We start from the raw sequence: 17,215 nt of genomic DNA, 5'->3' as shown, positions 1-17,215 counted from the left end.
CCGGTCCGGGCGCCTTACATCGGCCACATGGCGGTGCCGAATGGCACCACCGCGTCAGCCTGCATCATTTCCACTGCTGCTTCATGGGTGGCGGCTTCGAACCAGTCGTCCAGTTGCAGTTCGGTTTCCAGGTCTTGTTCCAGTGCTTGCATGGTGTCTCTCCTAGATACAGTGCGTGTAAGCAGTCCATTGGCGGAGCAGTTGAACAGCGGAGAACGGGAAGGTTGCTGGGCCGCTCATCCACTCCCGGAACTTGTCGGCTGGCTGAGCCGGCAAGTGGCTGGAAACCTAGTCCAGGGCATTTTGAAGTGCAAAAAAATAATTAGATTATTTTCTGCTGAACTTTATTTTCTATTTTTAGGTGAAATATTTATTCCCAGAAAACAAAAAGCTAAGGCTTTTCCGCTTGTCGGGCGGCGTGGGTGTCAATTTGCAGTCGGTTCGCCAGTTGATCTGGTTTGGCAATTTATCGTTACGACTCGTAAAGAAAAAATTACGAAATGCGCCGTGATCCGCCTGTAATCCGCGGCGATGGATGTGCTGTAAGGAAAAGCTGCCGGCAGTTGTTCGGGAAAGCCACCGCCGAGGCTCTAGCCCGCTTGTTCCGGGGCGCCAAGGCAGGTGAGATGCACACCTGCCTGCGTACAGGTGCATAACAAGAAGGAGGCGCAATGAACGCCGTAACCGACTTTCACCCACACCCTTCGATGGGCGATGGCCTTCGCTCATTCATCGACGACCCCACTCGGTCCGTCCACTTTCGCGCCGCCGATGCCGAGCATCGGGCTGGCCCCGCAGGATTCCGGTTACCGGCACGCTGATAAAGCGGTGTCTGGCGGCAGGGAGTCAGGGGTGTACAATGCGCGGCGTTTTAACTGTGACCCAACTGCGTACCCGCGCATTTTGCGCCTGAAACGTGCTTTCCAGACCGCTTGCGAGGCGCTGAAGAGCTCGCTGCAAGGCCAATAAACTCAAGGTTATCCACCTTGTTCACTCCGCCGCGTCACGAGCGTGGTGGGTTCGATTTCGTCACAGATAAAAACAAACAGGTGACGCATGACCGTTAAAAGAACGCTGAACTTCTGGTGCCTGCGCTGGGGTTTGATCCGCGCCGCTTAAGCCTTTACCGGGCGGCAACGTCTGACACACATTACCTTGCGTGAGAGCCTTTTCATGAGTGGACAAAACTCGCATTCGGGCGAGCTGAAACGCGGCCTGAAGAATCGCCATATTCAACTGATCGCCCTGGGCGGCGCGATTGGTACCGGTTTGTTCCTGGGGTCGGCCGGGGTGCTCAAGTCCGCCGGCCCGTCGATGATCCTCGGTTATGCCATCTGCGGTTTCATCGCTTTCATGATCATGCGCCAGCTCGGCGAGATGATCGTCGAGGAGCCGGTGGCCGGCTCCTTCAGCCACTTTGCCCATAAATACTGGGGCGGCTTTGCCGGTTTCCTCTCGGGCTGGAACTGCTGGATCCTCTATATCCTGGTGGGCATGTCGGAGCTGACCGCGGTCGGCAAATATGTGCACTACTGGTGGCCGGACGTCCCGACCTGGGCCTCGGCAGCCGTGTTCTTCGTCATGATCAACGCCATCAACCTGGCCAACGTCAAGGTCTTCGGCGAGGCCGAGTTCTGGTTCGCCATCATCAAGGTGGTCGCCATCGTCGGCATGATCGCCCTGGGCAGCTACCTGCTGGTCAGCGGCCACGGCGGCCCGCAGGCCTCGGTGAGCAACCTGTGGTCCCACGGCGGCTTCTTCCCCAATGGGGTCAGCGGCCTGGTGATGGCCATGGCAATCATCATGTTCTCCTTCGGCGGCCTGGAAATGCTCGGTTTCACTGCAGCGGAAGCCGACAAGCCGAAGACCGTGATCCCCAAGGCGATCAATCAGGTGATCTATCGCATCCTGATTTTCTACATCGGCGCCCTGGTGGTGCTGCTGTCGCTGACGCCGTGGGACACCCTGCTGGTGACCCTGAACGCTTCCGGCGATGCCTACAGCGGCAGCCCGTTCGTCCAGGTGTTCTCGATGCTGGGCAGCAACACCGCGGCGCACATCCTCAACTTCGTGGTCCTGACCGCGGCGCTGTCGGTGTACAACAGCGGCACCTATTGCAACAGCCGCATGCTCCTGGGCATGGCCGAGCAGGGCGATGCGCCCAAGGCCCTGGCCAAGATCGACAAGCGCGGCGTGCCGGTGATGTCGATCCTCGCTTCGGCGCTGGTGACCTTCGTCGCCGTGGTGCTCAACTACCTGATTCCGCAGCACGCCCTGGAGCTGCTGATGTCCCTGGTGGTGGCGACCCTGGTGATCAACTGGGCGATGATCAGCTACTCGCACTTCAAGTTCCGCCAGCACATGGAGCGTACCGGCCAGACCTCGCTGTTCAAGGCGCTGTGGTACCCCTACGGCAACTACGTCTGCCTGGCGTTCGTGGTGTTCATCCTGGGCATCATGCTGATGATTCCGGGCATCCAGATCTCGGTGTACGCGATCCCGGTGTGGGTGGTGTTCATGTGGGTCTGCTACTGCATCAAGAACAAGCGCAGTGCCCAGCACGCGCTGCAGGCAGCCAGTGCTTCGCTGAAGTAAGCGCGGCCCTGGCAACGACTAACCCGGCTCCGGCCGGGTTTTTCATGGCCGTGATTTTTGTCGGGGGCTGAGATCGCTTTCGCGGGCAAGCCGGCTCCTACGGTGTGCCTGCCCGCTGTAGGGGGCTGGCTTGCCAGCGAAGAGACCCGCAAGAGCGTGGGGAATGGGGGTATCCTATGCGCCCTGAAGACGGATTCCTGTTCCATGCTGGTGATTTCCAACAACGTGCATCTGCCGGATGCCGAGATCGAGCTGACCGCCATCCGTGCCCAGGGCGCCGGTGGGCAGAACGTCAACAAGGTGTCCAGCGCGGTGCACCTGCGCTTCGACATTCCGGCTTCGTCCCTGCCTCCGTTCTACAAGGAGCGCCTGCTGGCGCTGCGCGACAGCCGCATCACCAGTGACGGCGTGATCATCCTCAAGGCCCAGCAGTACCGCACCCAGGAGCAGAACCGCGCCGATGCCCTGGAGCGCCTCACCGAGCTGATTCTCAGCGCCGTCAAGGTGGAGAAGAAGCGCCGCCCGACCAAGCCGACCCTGGGTTCGAAGAAGCGCCGCCTGGAGACCAAGGCCAAGCGCGGCAGCATCAAGGCCGGGCGCGGCAAAGTGGACTTCTAGCGCGCCTCGCGTTCCTGGCGCAGCTTGGGCGCCTGGTGGTACAGGTACAGGCTCAGCACCAGGCCGGTGCAGGCAGCGATGGCGGCGAACAGGAAGATCGAGGCAAAGCCGAAACCGGCAGCAATCGCCCCCGCCAGCGGGCCGGTGATGCCCAGCGACAGGTCGATGAACAGCGAGTAGGCCCCCACTGCCGCGCCGCGGCTGGAGGCTGGCACCAGGTTCACTGCTTCCACCCCCAGGGCCGGGAATACCAGGGAGAAGCCGAAGCCGCTCAGGGCTGCGCCGGCCAGGGCCCAATTGGCATCCGGGGCCAGCCACAGCAGCAACAGGCCGAGGGTTTCCACCGACAGGCAGGCAATCGCCACGCGAAAGCCGCCGAGGCGGTTGATCAGGTTGCCGAACAGCAGTCGCGCGCCGATGAAACTGGCACCGAACAGGCTCAGGCACAGTACGGCGTTGTCCCAGTGCCGGGTGGCGTAGTACAGGGTGATGAAGGTGGCGATGGTGCCAAAGCCGATGGAGCCCAGGGCCAGGCCGCAGCCGTGGGGAAACACCTTGCCCAGCACGTGGATGAACGGCAAGCGCTCGCCGGCAACGATCGGCGCGGCGAGTTTCGGCCAGGCCAGCAGCAGGCCGAGCAGCGCCAGCAGGATGATGCTCGCTCCCATGCTCCACAGCCCCAGCCGGCTTACCAGCCACACCCCCAGCGGCGCGCCAATGGCCAGGGCGCCGTAGCTGGCGATGCCGTTCCAGGAAATCACCTTGGCGGTATTCTGCGCCCCGACCCGGCCGATGCCCCAGCCGATGGAGCCCGAGCCCACCAGGCTTTCCGCGCTGCCCAGGACCAGGCGGCCGATCAGCAAGCTGATCAGGCTCAGGGTCGGCAGGTTGTGCAGCCAGGCCGAAAGCAGCATGAACACCCCGCTCAAGCCGCAGCCGGCCAGGCCGTACATCACCGCGCGCTTGCTGCCCAGATTGTCGATGATGCGCCCGGCATAGGGCCGGCTGAGCAGGGTGGCCAGGTATTGCACGCTGATCACCAGGCCGGCGATCACCGCGCCAAAGCCCAGTTCGCTGTGCACGTAGCCCGGCAGCACCGCCAGCGGAATGCCGATATTCAGGTAGCCGATAAAGGTGAACAGGACGATGGAGACGACGTGCAGCGTGACCGTCAAGGGGCGCTGGGTATCTGGCATGGGGATCGGACCACTGCGACAGCTCAATAGATAGGCTGCTTATGATACCGATGTGCAGGGAGGGGTTGTGGGGGAAATCGATGTGTTGTTCAGATTTTTACCTGGCCGGAGTCGGTTCAGGCGTCATTGTTGCCCAGCAACCGGGTGGTGACCAAGGCGGCCAGGGCATTTTCCTGGGTGCCGAAGCGGGCCAGCAGAGCGGCCTGTTTTTCTTCGCTGAGGCGATTCCACACGTCGATCATCTGTTCGGCAGTGCCGATCAGCACGCTGGCTTGGGTTTCGCTGAAGGATTCGGTCATGGTGCGGCGGGGCTCGGGAGGAGGGTTTCAGGCGGTGTGGAAAGCGCTTGAGTAGCGCTTTCCACACGGTCTGGTTACAGCTTTCAGTCTTCGCTGTCGGCCTTGCGGCTGTCGGCGGCTTCTTGCACTACAGGCTTGTCGGCACTGGCTTGTGGCGGAGTTGTCTGCTCAGTTTCGTGCAGGCTTGGGAAGGGGAGATTCGGGATCTCATGCATGTCGTTGCTCCTCGCAAAGTCTGTTTTTTAAATCGCTGGGTAGATCCGCGCTTTTAAAAAGCCTGGGCAGGATACAGCAGTACAAATGACAGAAAGATTTTTATTTCCCCTCGGTCGAGGGTTATTCGTCAGGTTCTGGGTGCTTTGGCCGCGCATGAAACGGCATGTGCGGGCCGGCGATGGCGGCCCGGTGCAGCGCCGCATAAGGCGTTGCAACGGGCCTGTTGCCTAGGGTTGTGGCGGGTTGACGATGATCTTGCCGATCATCTGTGGGTGCAGCACGCAGAAGTACTGATAGATGCCGGGGGTATCGAACTGGTAGGAAAAACTGTCGTTGGTGTCCAGTGCGGCGGAACGGAACAGCTTGTGGGTCTCGGTCACCGTGTGCGGTATCTGGTCGTCATTGACCCAGGTGACCCGGGTGCCCGCGGTGATTTGCACATCCTGGGGGTTGTACATGAACGCGCGGATATCGATCTTCACCTCCTGGGCCCAGGCCGGCGTCGCCAGGCAACCCAGAAGCAGCAGCGTGAGCAATGTCTTCATCGCACGAGGACCTCAGACCAGAGTGGAGTCGAGCAGGGCCAGGGGGTGCTCGCCCTGGGTTGCGCGAACATCGGTGATGCCCAGGTAATTGCGCAACTGGTCGGCAGCCACGGTCATCGGCCCGGGGTTGGCCGCGGCACCGGGGGCTGGTTGCGGGTAGGCCGTGCCGCGAGCGGTGTGGAAGGTGATGTTGCCCTCGACTTTCTGGATGACCTGGTGGATATGGCCGTTGAGGACAGTCACCGAGCCGAAGCGGCGCAGCAGGGCGATGGCCTGGTCGCCGTCCTCCGTGCCCCAGCCCCAGGGCTGATAGATGGTCCACAGCGGGATATGGGTGAAGACTACGATCGGCGTGCTGCTGGCCACTGCCCGCAGGTCGTCCGCCAGCCAGGTCAGTTGCTCGGCGCCCAGGGTGGCTTCATGTCCGGGTTGCAGGTTGAAGACATTCACCAGGGCAATGAAGTGCACACCCTGCTGGTCGAAGCTGTACCAGCCGTTACCCCGGGTGCCCTTGCCATAGCGCTGCAGGTAAAGCTGGCCGCCGCCTTCATCCAGGGTGTCATGCTCGCCCGGTACGTAGTGCACGGTGGAGGGCAGGCCCTTGAGCAACTGGGCGGCGGTGTCGAACTCTTCGGCCCGGGACAGGTGGGTGATGTCCCCGGTATGGAGGATCAGTGCGGGCCGTCTGGGTAGGGCAATGACCTTGTCGATGGCCACTTGCAGGGTCTTCACCGGTTCCGGGTTGGCTTCCTTGTTGAAGCCGATATGCGAGTCGCTGATCTGTACGAAGTGAAAGCTGCTGTTCAGTGCGGTGGGGTCGCTTGGCTGACCTGCGTGGTCCAGGGCAAAGGCCCGCGGGATCCCTCCGCTCAAGGCCCAGATGACGCCGGCGCCGGCCCAGGCCGAGCACTTGAGCAAAGTGCGTCGGTCGGGGTTCTGCGGGCTGTCGGTGGCTCGGGTGTGCGATGTGGCATGGGTATCCATGGTGCGCCCTCGGTAGCGGTCTACAGTGATGGGTCTCACATCTGTAAAACCGTGCGGTGCGGGGCTTTATTCCAGGAAAGAAGTTTTTTATTTCGGGAATAAAACGCCGGCTTTCACCGTTATAGGGTGCAAAGGAGACGGAGCCACCATGACGCGATTCGAGGAACTGTTCCTGCCGCATCTGAATGCGGCCTATAACCTCGCGCGTTGGCTGACTGATAACGACAGCGCGGCCCAGGACGTGGTTCAGGAAAGCGCGTTTCGCGCAGTGAAGTTCCTCCATCGTTTCGACGGCAGCAACGCCAAGGCCTGGTTCCTGACCATAGTGCGCAACGAAAGCTACAACTGGCTCAAGGCATCGGCACGCCAGGGCGCGGTGGCTTTCGACGAGACCTGTGGCGAAGACGATCCGGCCCTGGCCGATGGACGAACACCGGAGTGGCAACTGATCCAGGGGCAGGAGGTGGAGCAGTTGCAGCAGGCGCTCCTGGCTCTGGCTCCGGTGTTTCGTGAGGTGATAGTGCTCAAGGAGTTGGAAGATATGCCCTACAAGGACATTGCGAAGATCGTTGATATCCCCCTGGGAACGGTCATGTCGCGTCTTGCCAGGGCGCGTTCCATGCTCCGGCTGCAACTGCAGAAGTCCCGGCCATGATCAACGATATCGACTGCAAGACCTGTAGGGCGTGGCTGCATGGCTACCTAGACAACGAGTTGGAAGCCAATGCCGCTGCCGAGGTGGCCGAGCACCTACGCCACTGTGCCGAATGTGCTCGGGAATATGCCGACGCCCGGCGTCTGGTGGCACAGCTCAAGGCTCACATGTCCTATCACCAGGCGCCGGTAGGCTTGGCCCAGCGTCTGCTGGCCAGCATCGACGCACCTGCCTCGCCTCCTGCGGGGTTGTTCCAGCGCTGGCTGGGAGGTGGCGGCTGGCGCTGGCTGGCCCCGGGATTTTCGAGCCTGGCGCTGGCCCTGGCCCTGGTGTTCTACCTGGCAGCGCCCTCTGTCGAGCGGCCATGGCTGGATGAGGCAGTGTCCAGTCATGTGCGTTCGCTGATGGTTGATCACTTGAATGACGTGGTGTCCTCGGACCGGCACACGGTCAAGCCCTGGTTCACCGGCAAGCTGGATTTTGCCCCGCCGGTCTTCGACTTCAGTCAGCAGGGCTATCCGCTGCTGGGCGGGCGCCTGGACTACCTGCAGCAGCAAAGTGCGGCGGCCCTGACCTATGGTCATGGGCGGCACTTGATCAACCTGTTCATCCTGCCCACGGCGGATGCCGATGCAGCAGCGCAAAACCTCTCCTTGCGCGGCTATAACCTGGTGGCATGGCGGCGCAATCACCTGCGCTTCATCCTGGTGTCCGACCTGGAGCAGAGCGAGCTGGCGGCGTTGGGGCAGTTGATTCAGAAAGATCTTTGAGGCGGGGGCGTTGTTGCGAGGGTGGGGCCAGGGCCTGCGAACTGGGGCAGCTAGCCCAGCCTCGACACCGCAGTGCAGAGGCCGGGCTTGCCGGTAGGGGAGGGATCAGCCCTTGCAGACGCTGGCGATGGCGCTAGCCAGCAAGTCCAGGCGCGTGGCGTCGATTCCGGCCACATTGGCGCGGCCGGAGCTGACCATGTACACGCTGTGGTGGTCACGCAGTTCCTGGACCTGGGCAGGGCTCAGGCCGGTGTAGGAGAACATTCCCCGTTGCACGCCGATATGGGCGAAGCGCTCGGCCAGGCCATGGGGTTGCAAGGCTTCCACCAGGCCGGCGCGCAGTTGCGCGATCCGCAGGCGCATGGCTTCCACTTCGTCGGCCCAGAGGCTTTTCAGCTCCGGATCGCCGAGGATGGTGGCGACCACCGCCGCGCCGTGATCCGGTGGCGTGGACCACAGGTTACGGGCGATATGGGCCAGTTGGCTGCGCACATCGAGCAGTTTCTCGGCGTCCTGGGTGCAGACGATCAAAGCGCCGGTCCGGTCGCGGTACAGGCCGAAGTTCTTCGAGCAGGAGCTGGTGATCAGCACTTCCGGCAGTTCGGCGGCGAACAGCCGCACGGCCCAGGCATCCTGCTCCAGGCCGTCGCCGAAGCCCTGGTAGGCGAAGTCGATCAGCGGCAGCAGCTTGCGGCTGCGTACCACGTCTAGCACGCGTTGCCAGTCGGCGTGGCCGAGGTCGAAGCCGGTGGGGTTGTGGCAGCAGGCGTGCAGCAGCACCACGTCGCCCTCGGGCACCTGGTTCAGGGTCGCCAGCATGGCCTCGACGTCCAGGCGGTTGTCGCTGCCCACATAGGGGTAGTGACTGACCTTGACCCCGGCCGCGGCAAAGATGGTCTCGTGGATCGGCCAGGTCGGGTTGCTCAGCCACACGCCACGGCCCGGTAGGCAGTGGGCGATGAAGTCGGCACTCAGGCGCAGGGCGCCAGTGCCGCCCGGGGTTTGCGTGGCGCCGGCACGCTGGGTGGCGATCAGTTTCGAATCGCTGCCCAGTACCAGTTCATTGATCACCTTGCCGAAGGCCGCGTCGCCATGGCCGCCGATGTAGATCTTGGTGTCCTGGCTGTCCACCAGGCGCTGTTCGGCCAGCTTCACCGAGCGCGGGATCGGCGTCAGGCCCTGGGAGTCCTTGTAGACCCCCACGCCGAGGTCGAACTTGCGCGGGTTGGGATCGTTGGCGTAGGCCCCCATCAGGCCGAGAATCGGGTCGCCGGGAACCCGGCCGATGGCGTCGAAGTGCATTACTTGCGTCCTTCTGCGGTCTTGGCCACTTCATCGGTGCGGGCTGCCATGATGAAGTCGTTGCGGTGCAGGCCCTTGATCGAGTGGCTCCACCAGGTCACGGTCACCTTGCCCCACTCGGTGAGCAGGCCTGGGTGGTGGCCTTCGGCCTCGGAGATCTCGCCCATGGCGTTGGTGAAAGCCAGGGAAAATTTGAAGTTCTTGAACAGGAAGACTTTTTCCAGCTGCATCACGCCATCGCGAACTTCGATGTTCCAGTCAGGGATCTGCTTGATCAGTACCGGCAGTTCTTCGTCGCTGACTTGAGGAGCATCGGCACGGCAGGCTTCGCAATGGGCTTGGTTCAGAGCGGTCATGGTGGGTTCCCAGGATTCAATTCTTGTTGGAAGTTACTATCTTTCGCAGCGGCTCGCGAGTGCGGGCCGCTCAGGCCGCCTTGGGTTTTGGCGGAAACTTGGGGGCGTGCAGGCCCAGCTGCATGCCTTGGTGGACTAGGGCCATGATGTCTTCGTGGGCCAGGTCGAACAGGCGCTTGAGGTTGGGCAGGGTGAAATAGATCGGCTGCAGGATGTCGATGCGATACGGCGTGCGCATGGCTTCCAGCGGGTCGAAGGCCTGGTGTTCCGGCTCTTCGGACAGGCTGTACACGGTCTCCTTGGGCGAGGACAGGATGCCGCCGCCGTAGATGCGCCGCCCGGCCGGGGTGTCCACCAGGCCGAACTCGATGGTCATCCAGTACAGCCGCGCCAGGTACACCCGCTCTTCCTTGGTGGCTTGCAGGCCGAGCTTGCCGTAGGTGTGGGTGAATTCGGCGAACCAGGGGTTGGTCAGCAGCGGGCAGTGGCCAAAGATCTCGTGGAAGATGTCCGGCTCTTGCAGGTAGTCGAGTTCTTCGCGGGTGCGAATGAAGGTCGCCACGGGAAAGCGCTTGCTGGCCAGCAGTTCGAAGAAAGTCTGGAAGGGGATCAGCGCCGGTACCCGGGCCACTTGCCAGCCGGTGGTTTCACCCAGGACCTTGTTGATTTCACCCAGTTGCGGAATACGGTCGTGGGGCAATCCGAGCTTGTCGATGCCGTCCAGGTATTCCTGGCACGCACGACCCTCGATCACTTTCAACTGGCGTGTGATCAGGGTGTTCCACACCGCGTGCTCTTCGGGTGGATAGTCGATAAAACCTTGCGCGTCGGGCTCGCGGGCCACGTACTGCGTCTGCTTCATGCTGCTCTCCTGCCAGGGGATGCGTTCTTGTTATGTGTGACCCCAGTGATACCCGAGGGTGCGACGCTTTGCAGCAGGTGGCCGGTGCGGGTGGAGGGCTGTTGCGCATCAATTTGTAAAGTAAACGTTACGAATCTGGCGGAGTCTCCACCCTGTGGTGGGTTTTCAGGTTTGAAAAAGCCGTTTGCTGTCACATAATCTTGACGATTATCTGCGCCATCCTGCAGAAAGTTTGTAAAACCCGATGCCATAAGCGTCGGTTTTCGGCGCTTATGCCTTTCACTGTCAGTCCCAGGGCCTTCCTTCTATGCGTATCAAAGTTCACTGCCAGAATCGCATCGGCATCCTGCGCGACATTCTCAACCTGCTGGTGGAGTACGGGATCAACGTGGCCCGCGGCGAGGTGGGGGGCGAGCATGGCAATGCCATCTATCTGCACTGCCCGAACCTGATCAACCTGCAATTCCAGGCGCTGCGCCCCAAGTTCGAGTCCATCGCCGGGGTGTTTGGCGTCAAGCGAGTCGGGTTGATGCCCAGCGAGCGCCGGCACATGGAGCTCAATGCGCTGTTGGGGGCTCTGGAGTTCCCGGTGCTGTCCATCGACATGGGCGGCTCCATCGTGGCGGCGAACCGGGCCGCAGCGCAGTTGCTGGGAGTGCGGGTGGACGAGGTGCCAGGCATTCCCCTGTCGCGCTACGCCGAAGACTTCGACCTGCCGGAACTGGTGCGGGCCAACCAGTCGCGGATCAACGGGTTGCGGGTCAAGGTCAGGGGCGATGTGTTCCTGGCGGACATCGCGCCGCTGCAATCGGAACATGACGACAGCGAAGCCATGGCCGGCGCGGTATTGACCTTGCACCGGGCGGATCGTGTTGGCGAGCGCATCTACAACGTGCGCAAGCAGGAGCTGCGGGGCTTCGACAGCATCTTCCAGAGTTCGAAGGTCATGGCGGCGGTGGTGCGTGAGGCGCGGCGCATGGCGCCGCTGGATGCGCCGCTGCTGATCGAGGGCGAGACCGGGACCGGCAAGGAGCTGCTGGCCCGTGCCTGTCACCTGGCCAGCCCGCGCGGGCAGTCGCCGCTGATGGCCCTGAACTGCGCCGGGTTGCCGGAGTCCATGGCCGAGACCGAGCTGTTCGGCTACGGCCCCGGCGCCTTCGAGGGGGCTCGGGCAGAGGGCAAGCTGGGGCTGCTGGAGCTGACCGCCGGTGGCACCCTGTTTCTCGACGGGGTAGGGGAGATGAGCCCGCGCTTGCAGGTCAAGCTGCTGCGCTTCCTGCAGGATGGCTGCTTCCGCCGGGTCGGCAGCGATGAAGAGGTGTACCTGGATGTGCGGGTGATCTGCGCGACCCAAGTGGATCTTTCCGAGTTGTGCGCCAGGGGCGAGTTCCGCCAGGACCTCTATCACCGGTTGAATGTGCTGTCCCTGCACATTCCGCCATTGCGCGAATGCCTCGACGGCCTGACCCCCCTGGTGGAGCACTTTCTCGACCAAGCCAGCCGGCAGATCGGTTGCCCGTTGCCGCGTCTGGCGCCGGCGGCCATGGAACGCCTCAGTCACTACCACTGGCCGGGCAATGTGCGGCAACTGGAGAACGTGCTGTTTCAGGCGGTTTCCCTGTGCGATGGCGGTACGGTCAAGACCGAGCACATCCGGCTGCCGGACTATGGTGCGCGCCAGCCGCTTGGCGATTTCTCCCTGGAGGGTGGCCTGGAACAGATTGTCGGGCGCTTTGAAAAGGCCGTGCTCGAGAGTCTGTACGCCGAGCACCCCAGTAGCCGTCAGCTGGGCAAGCGGCTGGGGGTTTCCCACACCACCATCGCCAACAAACTGCGCGAATACGAGGTCGGCAAGAATGCCGGCGACAATCCCTAGGCTTGTATCCGGGCCGTTACTTGCCGGTAGCGGCATAAGACCGCCGTTTTTCCGTCTTCTGCCAGCGCTGTTTTTTCCTCTGTAATCAGGCAAAGCCTTGCCCCGCCTGGGGATCACCACTGCGTGAAAAAGTTGGTGCGCTTATTGCTTATGGCTTCGCAGTACAGCGGTGGGCGGCAAACGTCCGGCAGACAGAGGAAAGACTGTGGACAAGTACCTTTATGTGGCAATGACCGGCGCCAGCCAGAATGCACTGGCGCAAAAGGCTCATGCCAACAATCTGGCGAACATCTCTACCAATGGTTTTCAGCGCGACCTAGAGCAGGCCCGTGCGATGCCGGTATTTGGTGACAGCTTTCCGGCGCGCGCCTTTGCCATGAGCGAGCGCCCGGCAACGGATTTCAGTGCCGGCTCGATGGTGGAGACCGGTCGTGACCTGGACGTGGCCGTCAGCGGCAACGGCTGGATCGCCGTGCAGAGCCCCGACGGCAGCGAAAGCTATGTGCGTACCGGCAGTTTGAATGTCGACGCCCTGGGTGTGCTGCGCGCCGGCAACGGTATGCCGGTGATGGGCAACGGCGGCCCGATCGCAGTGCCACCCGAGCAGAAGATCGAAGTTGGCCAGGACGGCACCATCAGTATCCGTGCCATGGGCGAGGGCCCGCGAGTCATGGCCGAGGTCGACCGCATCAAGCTGGTCAACCCGGACATCAAGAACCTCACCAAAGGCCTGGACGGCTCGATTAAGACCAAGGACGGCCAGCCGGCACCCGCCGACGCCAACGTCCAGCTGGTCTCGGGTTTCCTTGAGTCGAGCAACGTCAACGCCGTGCAGGAAATGACCGCGGTGCTGGCCCTGTCCCGGCAGTTCGAATTGCACGTGAAGATGATGAACAGCGCCAAAGAAGACGACCAGGCCATGGCTCGGGTCTTGCAGATCAGCTAATTACCAGTATCTAGCGCCGTAAAACAGGCGCGAGAGGAGAAATCAATGCTTCCGGCTCTATGGGTTGCCAAAACCGGTCTGTCCGCCCAGGACACCAACCTGACCGTCATTTCCAACAACCTGGCGAACGTCTCGACCACGGGCTTCAAACGTGATCGCGCCGAGTTCCAGGACCTGCTGTACCAGATCAAGCGTCAGCCGGGGGCCCAGTCCACCCAGGACAGCGAGCTGCCAACCGGCCTGCAGGTCGGTACCGGTGTGCGCATTGTCGGCACCCAGAAGAACTTCACCGCCGGCAGCCTGCAGACCACCGAGCAACCTCTGGACCTGGCCATCAACGGCCGCGGTTTCTTCCAGATCCTGCAGCCCGATGGCACCACGGCCTACACCCGTGACGGTACTTTCCACCTGAACTCCGACGGCCAGATCGTCACCGCCAGCGGTTTTGCCCTGGAGCCTGCGGTTGTCGTGCCCAACGATGCGCAGACCTTCACCGTAGGCCAGGACGGCACCGTGTCCATCACCATTGCCGGCAACCCGGCGTCCCAGGTGATCGGCAACCTGCAAACCGCCGACTTCATCAACCCGGCGGGCCTGCAGGCCCAGGGCAACAACCTGTTCCTGGAAACCGCCGCCAGTGGCGCGCCGCAGATCGGTACCCCGGGCCTCAACGGTTTCGGCACCACGCTGCAGAACACCCTGGAAGCCTCCAACGTCAGCACCGTTGAGGAGATGGTCAACATGATCACCACTCAGCGCGCTTACGAGATGAATTCCAAGGTGATCTCCACCGCGGACCAGATGCTCTCGTTCATTACGCAGAAGCTGTAATCAAGTCTTGAGGTCGCCACGGGTCTGAAGTGGCGCACCGGCAACATCGTGAGGAAGGGTCATGAATCGGTTTATTTGTGTTCTAGCGCTGAGTGGGAGTGCCGTGCTCGCGGGCTGTGTCGCCCCGCCGCCCAAGCCCAATGACCCTTACTACGCGCCGGTGCTGCCGCGTACGCCGCTGCCTTCCGCGTCCAACAACGGTTCGATCTACCAGGCCGGCTTCGAGCAGAACCTGTACAGCGACCGCAAGGCGTTCCGGGTCGGTGACATCATTACCATCACCCTGAACGAGCGGACCAACGCCAGCAAGGGTGCCAACTCGGCGCTGACCAAGACCAGCTCCAACAGCATTGGCCTGACCTCGCTGTTCGGTGCCGTGCCCAACACCAACAACCCGCTGGGCGACGGCGACCTGAGCCTGAATGCCGGCTACAGCGGCAATCGCGCCACCAAGGGCGACAGCAAGGCGGCCCAGAGCAATAGCCTGACCGGTTCGATCACCGTGACCGTGGCCGACGTACTGCCCAACGGCATCATCGCGGTGCGCGGCGAGAAGTGGATGACTCTCAACACCGGCGATGAGCTGGTGCGGATTGCAGGCCTGGTACGGGCGGACGACATCGCCACCGACAACACCGTGTCCTCGACCCGGGTCGCGGATGCACGCATTACCTATTCGGGCACCGGCTCGTTTGCCGATGCCAACCAGCCTGGCTGGTTCGACCGTTTCTTCCTCAGCCCGCTGTTCCCTTTCTAGGTGATGAAAAGACTCATGCTCAATTTCAAGCACCTGATGGCGGCGGCGTTGTTGCTGTCCACTTCCCTTGGCGTCCAGGCCGAGCGGTTGAAGGACATCGCCAGCATTTCCGGCGTGCGTTCCAACCAATTGATCGGCTATGGCCTGGTGGTCGGGCTTAACGGTACCGGCGACCAGACTACCCAGACGCCTTTCACCCTGCAGACCTTCAACAACATGCTGTCGCAGTTCGGCATCAAGGTGCCGGCCGGCTCCGGCAACGTGCAGTTGAAGAACGTCGCGGCGGTGTCGGTGAGTGCCGATCTGCCGGCGTTCGCCAAGCCGGGCCAGCAGGTGGATATCACCGTGTCCTCCATCGGCAATTCCAAGAGCCTGCGCGGCGGCACCTTGCTGCTGACGCCGCTCAAGGGTATCGACGGCAACGTCTACGCCATCGCCCAGGGCAACCTGGTGGTGGGTGGTTTCGATGCCGAAGGGCGCGACGGTTCGAAGATCACCGTCAACGTGCCGTCGGCCGGGCGGATTCCTGGTGGCGCCTCGGTCGAGCGTGCCGTGCCCAGTGGTTTCAACCAGGGCAACAGCCTGACCCTGAACCTCAACCGGTCGGATTTCACCACCGCCAAGCGCATCGTCGACAAGATCAACGACATGCTCGGCCCAGGCGTGGCCCAAGCCATCGACGGTGGCTCGATCCGGGTGACTGCACCCCTGGACCCAAGCCAGCGTGTGGACTACCTGTCGATCCTGGAGAACCTGGAGATCGATCCGGGGCAGGCGGTGGCGAAGGTCATCATCAACTCCCGTACCGGCACCATCGTCATCGGCCAGAACGTCAAGGTCTCGCCGGCGGCGGTGACCCACGGCAGCCTGACCGTGACCATTACCGAAGACCCGATCGTCAGCCAGCCCGGCCCTCTGTCCAATGGCCAGACCGCGGTGGTGCCCCGCTCGCGGGTCAATGCTCAGCAGGAAGCCAAGCCGATGTTCAAGTTCGGCCCGGGCACCACTCTGGATGAGATCGTCCGGGCGGTGAACCAGGTGGGCGCGGCGCCAGGCGACTTGATGGCCATCCTCGAAGCCTTGAAACAGGCCGGCGCCTTGCAGGCCGACCTGATCGTGATTTGAGGTGAGCGCCATGGATATTCGTAAGAGCGGACTGATTGGCAGCGGCGACTCCGGGTCTTACTCCGACCTCAACCGCCTGCAGCAACTGAAGGTCGGCGACAAGGACGGCGAAGCCAACGTGCGCAAAGTGGCGCAGGAGTTCGAGTCGCTGTTTCTCAATGAAATGCTCAAGTCCATGCGCAAGGCCACTGACGTCATAGGCCAGGACAACCCGCTCAATACCCCGGCCGCCAAGCAGTACCAGGACATGTACGACCAGCAGTTGGCGGTGTCCCTGTCTCGCGAGGGTGGCGGTATCGGCCTGGCCAATGTGCTGATGCGCCAGATGATGAAGAACAAGCCGGCTCATCCGAATGCGGCCACCACGACTTTGCCGGCCGCGGCGCCGGTGGCGACTCCGACGCCGATCGCTGCCGGTACCACGGCCCAGGATGGTCCGTTGAGCCGGGTCAACGGCCAGCGCCCGATGTGGGCTTCGCGGGCCCACGATCCTTTGCGCACGAGCGTGGCGCATAACGACATGGTGCTGCTTAACCAGCGTCGTCTGTCCCTGCCCAGCAAGCTCACCGATCGCCTGTTGACCGGCATCGTGCCGTCGGCCGGTGCCGTCGAGGGCGGCGCACAGAACGTCGCGCCGACCCGCAATAGCCCGGCCGCCGATGCCGTGCTGCGGGGCGAGTGGCGGGTCAATCAGGGCTACGCCGCGTCCCAGGGCAAGATGCGGGTCTATGGCCGGGCCATGGCCCAGCCGCCGCTGGCACCGGCCAAGCGTGCCTTCAGTTCCGCCGACGACTTCGTCGCCACCATGCTGCCGATGGCGCAGCAGGCGGCCCAGCGTATCGGGATCGATCCACGCTACCTAGTGGCCCAGGCCGCCCTGGAAACCGGCTGGGGCAAATCGGTGATGCGCCAGCAGGATGGCAGCAGCAGCCACAACCTGTTCGGCATCAAGGCCGGCAGCAGTTGGCAGGGTGCACAGGCCCGGGCGATCACCAGCGAGTTCCGCAACGGGCAGATGGTCAAGGAGACGGCGGCGTTCCGTTCCTACGATTCCTATCAGGACAGCTTCCACGATCTGGTGACCTTGTTGCAGAGCAACAATCGCTATCAAGAAGTGCTGAAGGTGGCCGATAAACCAGAACAGTTTGTTCGCGAGTTGCAAAAAGCCGGGTATGCAACGGATCCGGATTACGCAAGCAAGATTTCGCAGATAGCCAAGCAGATGAAGAATTACCAGAACTACGCTGCGGCTGGCGTTTCCACGAATTTATAAGGTCTGAAT

The 17,215-nt window shown here is 62.5% G+C and carries 20 protein-coding genes; 11 read left to right on the top strand and 9 right to left on the bottom strand.

What is annotated here, in order from left to right; translation table 11 throughout:
• Positions 1 to 14: 14 nt before the first annotated feature.
• A complete protein-coding gene (locus ACUXVH_RS23525) occupies positions 15 to 152 on the bottom strand; it encodes a hypothetical protein (RefSeq protein WP_011059941.1) in 138 nt (45 codons plus the stop codon).
• Between the two features lie 49 nt (positions 153 to 201).
• On the opposite strand from ACUXVH_RS23525, the gene ACUXVH_RS23520 reads away from it, so the two are divergent.
• From ACUXVH_RS23520 to arfB, 3 genes are all read left to right on the top strand, one after another.
• Positions 202 to 522: a hypothetical protein gene (locus tag ACUXVH_RS23520; protein ID WP_125062206.1), complete on the top strand. Its 321-nt coding sequence runs from the start codon at positions 202 to 204 to the stop codon at positions 520 to 522.
• A gap of 651 nt (positions 523 to 1,173) precedes the next feature.
• A complete protein-coding gene (locus ACUXVH_RS23515) occupies positions 1,174 to 2,595 on the top strand; it encodes an amino acid permease (RefSeq protein WP_011059942.1) in 1,422 nt (473 codons plus the stop codon).
• A 204-nt stretch (positions 2,596 to 2,799) separates the two neighbouring features.
• Complete coding sequence (gene arfB, locus ACUXVH_RS23510) at positions 2,800 to 3,213, top strand: alternative ribosome rescue aminoacyl-tRNA hydrolase ArfB (protein ID WP_065363350.1); 414 nt, start codon at positions 2,800 to 2,802, stop codon at positions 3,211 to 3,213.
• Here arfB and ACUXVH_RS23505 read toward each other — a convergent pair.
• From ACUXVH_RS23505 to ACUXVH_RS23485, 5 genes are all read right to left on the bottom strand, one after another.
• Positions 3,210 to 4,409 carry an MFS transporter gene (locus tag ACUXVH_RS23505; RefSeq protein ID WP_011059944.1) on the bottom strand — a complete coding sequence of 400 codons (1,200 nt, stop codon included), beginning with the start codon at positions 4,407 to 4,409 and terminating at the stop codon, positions 3,210 to 3,212. The genes arfB and ACUXVH_RS23505 overlap by 4 nt on opposite strands.
• A gap of 116 nt (positions 4,410 to 4,525) precedes the next feature.
• Positions 4,526 to 4,708 (bottom strand): hypothetical protein, encoded by a 183-nt coding sequence (locus ACUXVH_RS23500; protein WP_011059945.1) that lies wholly within the window; start codon positions 4,706 to 4,708, stop codon positions 4,526 to 4,528.
• 83 nt (positions 4,709 to 4,791) lie between these two features.
• Positions 4,792 to 4,923, bottom strand: a complete 132-nt coding sequence (locus tag ACUXVH_RS23495) for a hypothetical protein (RefSeq protein ID WP_015634613.1) — start codon at positions 4,921 to 4,923, stop codon at positions 4,792 to 4,794.
• Between the two features lie 228 nt (positions 4,924 to 5,151).
• Positions 5,152 to 5,469, bottom strand: coding sequence for a plastocyanin/azurin family copper-binding protein (locus tag ACUXVH_RS23490; protein WP_065363351.1), 318 nt, complete (start codon positions 5,467 to 5,469; stop codon positions 5,152 to 5,154).
• A gap of 12 nt (positions 5,470 to 5,481) precedes the next feature.
• Positions 5,482 to 6,453, bottom strand: a complete 972-nt coding sequence (locus ACUXVH_RS23485) for a metallophosphoesterase family protein (protein ID WP_065363352.1) — start codon at positions 6,451 to 6,453, stop codon at positions 5,482 to 5,484.
• A gap of 148 nt (positions 6,454 to 6,601) precedes the next feature.
• On the opposite strand from ACUXVH_RS23485, the gene ACUXVH_RS23480 reads away from it, so the two are divergent.
• Both ACUXVH_RS23480 and ACUXVH_RS23475 read left to right on the top strand, forming a co-directional pair.
• Positions 6,602 to 7,108 (top strand): sigma-70 family RNA polymerase sigma factor, encoded by a 507-nt coding sequence (locus tag ACUXVH_RS23480; protein WP_065363353.1) that lies wholly within the window; start codon positions 6,602 to 6,604, stop codon positions 7,106 to 7,108.
• The gene (locus tag ACUXVH_RS23475) at positions 7,108 to 7,878 is read left to right on the top strand and encodes an anti-sigma factor family protein (protein ID WP_065364686.1); all 771 of its coding nucleotides are present in this window, start codon (positions 7,108 to 7,110) and stop codon (positions 7,876 to 7,878) included. Before ACUXVH_RS23480 ends, ACUXVH_RS23475 begins: the two co-directional genes overlap by 1 nt.
• Before the next feature lie 105 nt (positions 7,879 to 7,983).
• On the opposite strand, the gene ACUXVH_RS23470 is transcribed toward ACUXVH_RS23475, so the two are convergent.
• The 3 genes from ACUXVH_RS23470 to phhA all read right to left on the bottom strand — a co-directional run bounded on the left by ACUXVH_RS23470 (position 7,984) and on the right by phhA (position 10,398).
• A complete protein-coding gene (locus tag ACUXVH_RS23470) occupies positions 7,984 to 9,180 on the bottom strand; it encodes an amino acid aminotransferase (protein ID WP_065363354.1) in 1,197 nt (398 codons plus the stop codon).
• Positions 9,180 to 9,536, bottom strand: a complete 357-nt coding sequence (locus ACUXVH_RS23465; RefSeq protein ID WP_065363355.1) for a 4a-hydroxytetrahydrobiopterin dehydratase — start codon at positions 9,534 to 9,536, stop codon at positions 9,180 to 9,182. Before ACUXVH_RS23465 ends, ACUXVH_RS23470 begins: the two co-directional genes overlap by 1 nt.
• Before the next feature lie 70 nt (positions 9,537 to 9,606).
• Positions 9,607 to 10,398 carry a phenylalanine 4-monooxygenase gene (phhA, locus tag ACUXVH_RS23460; protein ID WP_011059947.1) on the bottom strand — a complete coding sequence of 264 codons (792 nt, stop codon included), beginning with the start codon at positions 10,396 to 10,398 and terminating at the stop codon, positions 9,607 to 9,609.
• A gap of 307 nt (positions 10,399 to 10,705) precedes the next feature.
• Between phhA and ACUXVH_RS23455 the strand changes: the two genes are divergently transcribed.
• The 6 genes from ACUXVH_RS23455 to flgJ all read left to right on the top strand — a co-directional run bounded on the left by ACUXVH_RS23455 (position 10,706) and on the right by flgJ (position 17,206).
• Complete coding sequence (locus tag ACUXVH_RS23455; RefSeq protein ID WP_047284476.1) at positions 10,706 to 12,274, top strand: sigma-54-dependent phenylalanine hydroxylase transcriptional regulator PhhR; 1,569 nt, start codon at positions 10,706 to 10,708, stop codon at positions 12,272 to 12,274.
• A gap of 205 nt (positions 12,275 to 12,479) precedes the next feature.
• Complete coding sequence (gene flgF, locus ACUXVH_RS23450) at positions 12,480 to 13,220, top strand: flagellar basal-body rod protein FlgF (RefSeq protein WP_041116646.1); 741 nt, start codon at positions 12,480 to 12,482, stop codon at positions 13,218 to 13,220.
• Between the two features lie 45 nt (positions 13,221 to 13,265).
• On the top strand, positions 13,266 to 14,051 hold the full coding sequence (gene flgG / locus ACUXVH_RS23445; protein ID WP_011059950.1) for a flagellar basal-body rod protein FlgG: 786 nt from the start codon (positions 13,266 to 13,268) through the stop codon (positions 14,049 to 14,051).
• Positions 14,052 to 14,112: 61 nt separating this feature from the next.
• Entirely contained in the window at positions 14,113 to 14,808 is a 696-nt protein-coding gene (gene flgH, locus ACUXVH_RS23440; protein WP_065363356.1) for a flagellar basal body L-ring protein FlgH, read from the top strand.
• Positions 14,809 to 14,823: 15 nt separating this feature from the next.
• Positions 14,824 to 15,933, top strand: coding sequence for a flagellar basal body P-ring protein FlgI (locus ACUXVH_RS23435; RefSeq protein ID WP_011059952.1), 1,110 nt, complete (start codon positions 14,824 to 14,826; stop codon positions 15,931 to 15,933).
• Positions 15,934 to 15,943: 10 nt separating this feature from the next.
• Positions 15,944 to 17,206 carry a flagellar assembly peptidoglycan hydrolase FlgJ gene (flgJ, locus tag ACUXVH_RS23430; protein WP_065363357.1) on the top strand — a complete coding sequence of 421 codons (1,263 nt, stop codon included), beginning with the start codon at positions 15,944 to 15,946 and terminating at the stop codon, positions 17,204 to 17,206.
• Positions 17,207 to 17,215 lie beyond the last annotated feature (9 nt).

The sequence above is a fragment of the Pseudomonas sp. 8(2025) genome (genome assembly GCF_052665325.1).
This window is presented reverse-complemented; position numbering and strand designations above follow the sequence as displayed.

What these genes read in the sequence shown, in the direction of transcription:
- ACUXVH_RS23505 (WP_011059944.1), bottom strand. Translation starts at nt 4,409, where the DNA reads ATGCCAGATACCCAGCGCCCCTTGACGGTCACGCTGCACGTCGTCTCC.
- ACUXVH_RS23455 (WP_047284476.1), top strand. Translation starts at nt 10,706, where the DNA reads ATGCGTATCAAAGTTCACTGCCAGAATCGCATCGGCATCCTGCGCGAC.
- ACUXVH_RS23490 (WP_065363351.1), bottom strand. Translation starts at nt 5,469, where the DNA reads ATGAAGACATTGCTCACGCTGCTGCTTCTGGGTTGCCTGGCGACGCCG.
- ACUXVH_RS23525 (WP_011059941.1), bottom strand. Translation starts at nt 152, where the DNA reads ATGCAAGCACTGGAACAAGACCTGGAAACCGAACTGCAACTGGACGAC.
- ACUXVH_RS23435 (WP_011059952.1), top strand. Translation starts at nt 14,824, where the DNA reads ATGCTCAATTTCAAGCACCTGATGGCGGCGGCGTTGTTGCTGTCCACT.
- flgJ (WP_065363357.1), top strand. Translation starts at nt 15,944, where the DNA reads ATGGATATTCGTAAGAGCGGACTGATTGGCAGCGGCGACTCCGGGTCT.
- flgH (WP_065363356.1), top strand. Translation starts at nt 14,113, where the DNA reads ATGAATCGGTTTATTTGTGTTCTAGCGCTGAGTGGGAGTGCCGTGCTC.
- ACUXVH_RS23480 (WP_065363353.1), top strand. Translation starts at nt 6,602, where the DNA reads ATGACGCGATTCGAGGAACTGTTCCTGCCGCATCTGAATGCGGCCTAT.
- arfB (WP_065363350.1), top strand. Translation starts at nt 2,800, where the DNA reads ATGCTGGTGATTTCCAACAACGTGCATCTGCCGGATGCCGAGATCGAG.
- ACUXVH_RS23495 (WP_015634613.1), bottom strand. Translation starts at nt 4,923, where the DNA reads ATGCATGAGATCCCGAATCTCCCCTTCCCAAGCCTGCACGAAACTGAG.
- ACUXVH_RS23485 (WP_065363352.1), bottom strand. Translation starts at nt 6,453, where the DNA reads ATGGATACCCATGCCACATCGCACACCCGAGCCACCGACAGCCCGCAG.
- ACUXVH_RS23500 (WP_011059945.1), bottom strand. Translation starts at nt 4,708, where the DNA reads ATGACCGAATCCTTCAGCGAAACCCAAGCCAGCGTGCTGATCGGCACT.
- ACUXVH_RS23470 (WP_065363354.1), bottom strand. Translation starts at nt 9,180, where the DNA reads ATGCACTTCGACGCCATCGGCCGGGTTCCCGGCGACCCGATTCTCGGC.
- phhA (WP_011059947.1), bottom strand. Translation starts at nt 10,398, where the DNA reads ATGAAGCAGACGCAGTACGTGGCCCGCGAGCCCGACGCGCAAGGTTTT.
- ACUXVH_RS23465 (WP_065363355.1), bottom strand. Translation starts at nt 9,536, where the DNA reads ATGACCGCTCTGAACCAAGCCCATTGCGAAGCCTGCCGTGCCGATGCT.
- flgG (WP_011059950.1), top strand. Translation starts at nt 13,266, where the DNA reads ATGCTTCCGGCTCTATGGGTTGCCAAAACCGGTCTGTCCGCCCAGGAC.
- ACUXVH_RS23515 (WP_011059942.1), top strand. Translation starts at nt 1,174, where the DNA reads ATGAGTGGACAAAACTCGCATTCGGGCGAGCTGAAACGCGGCCTGAAG.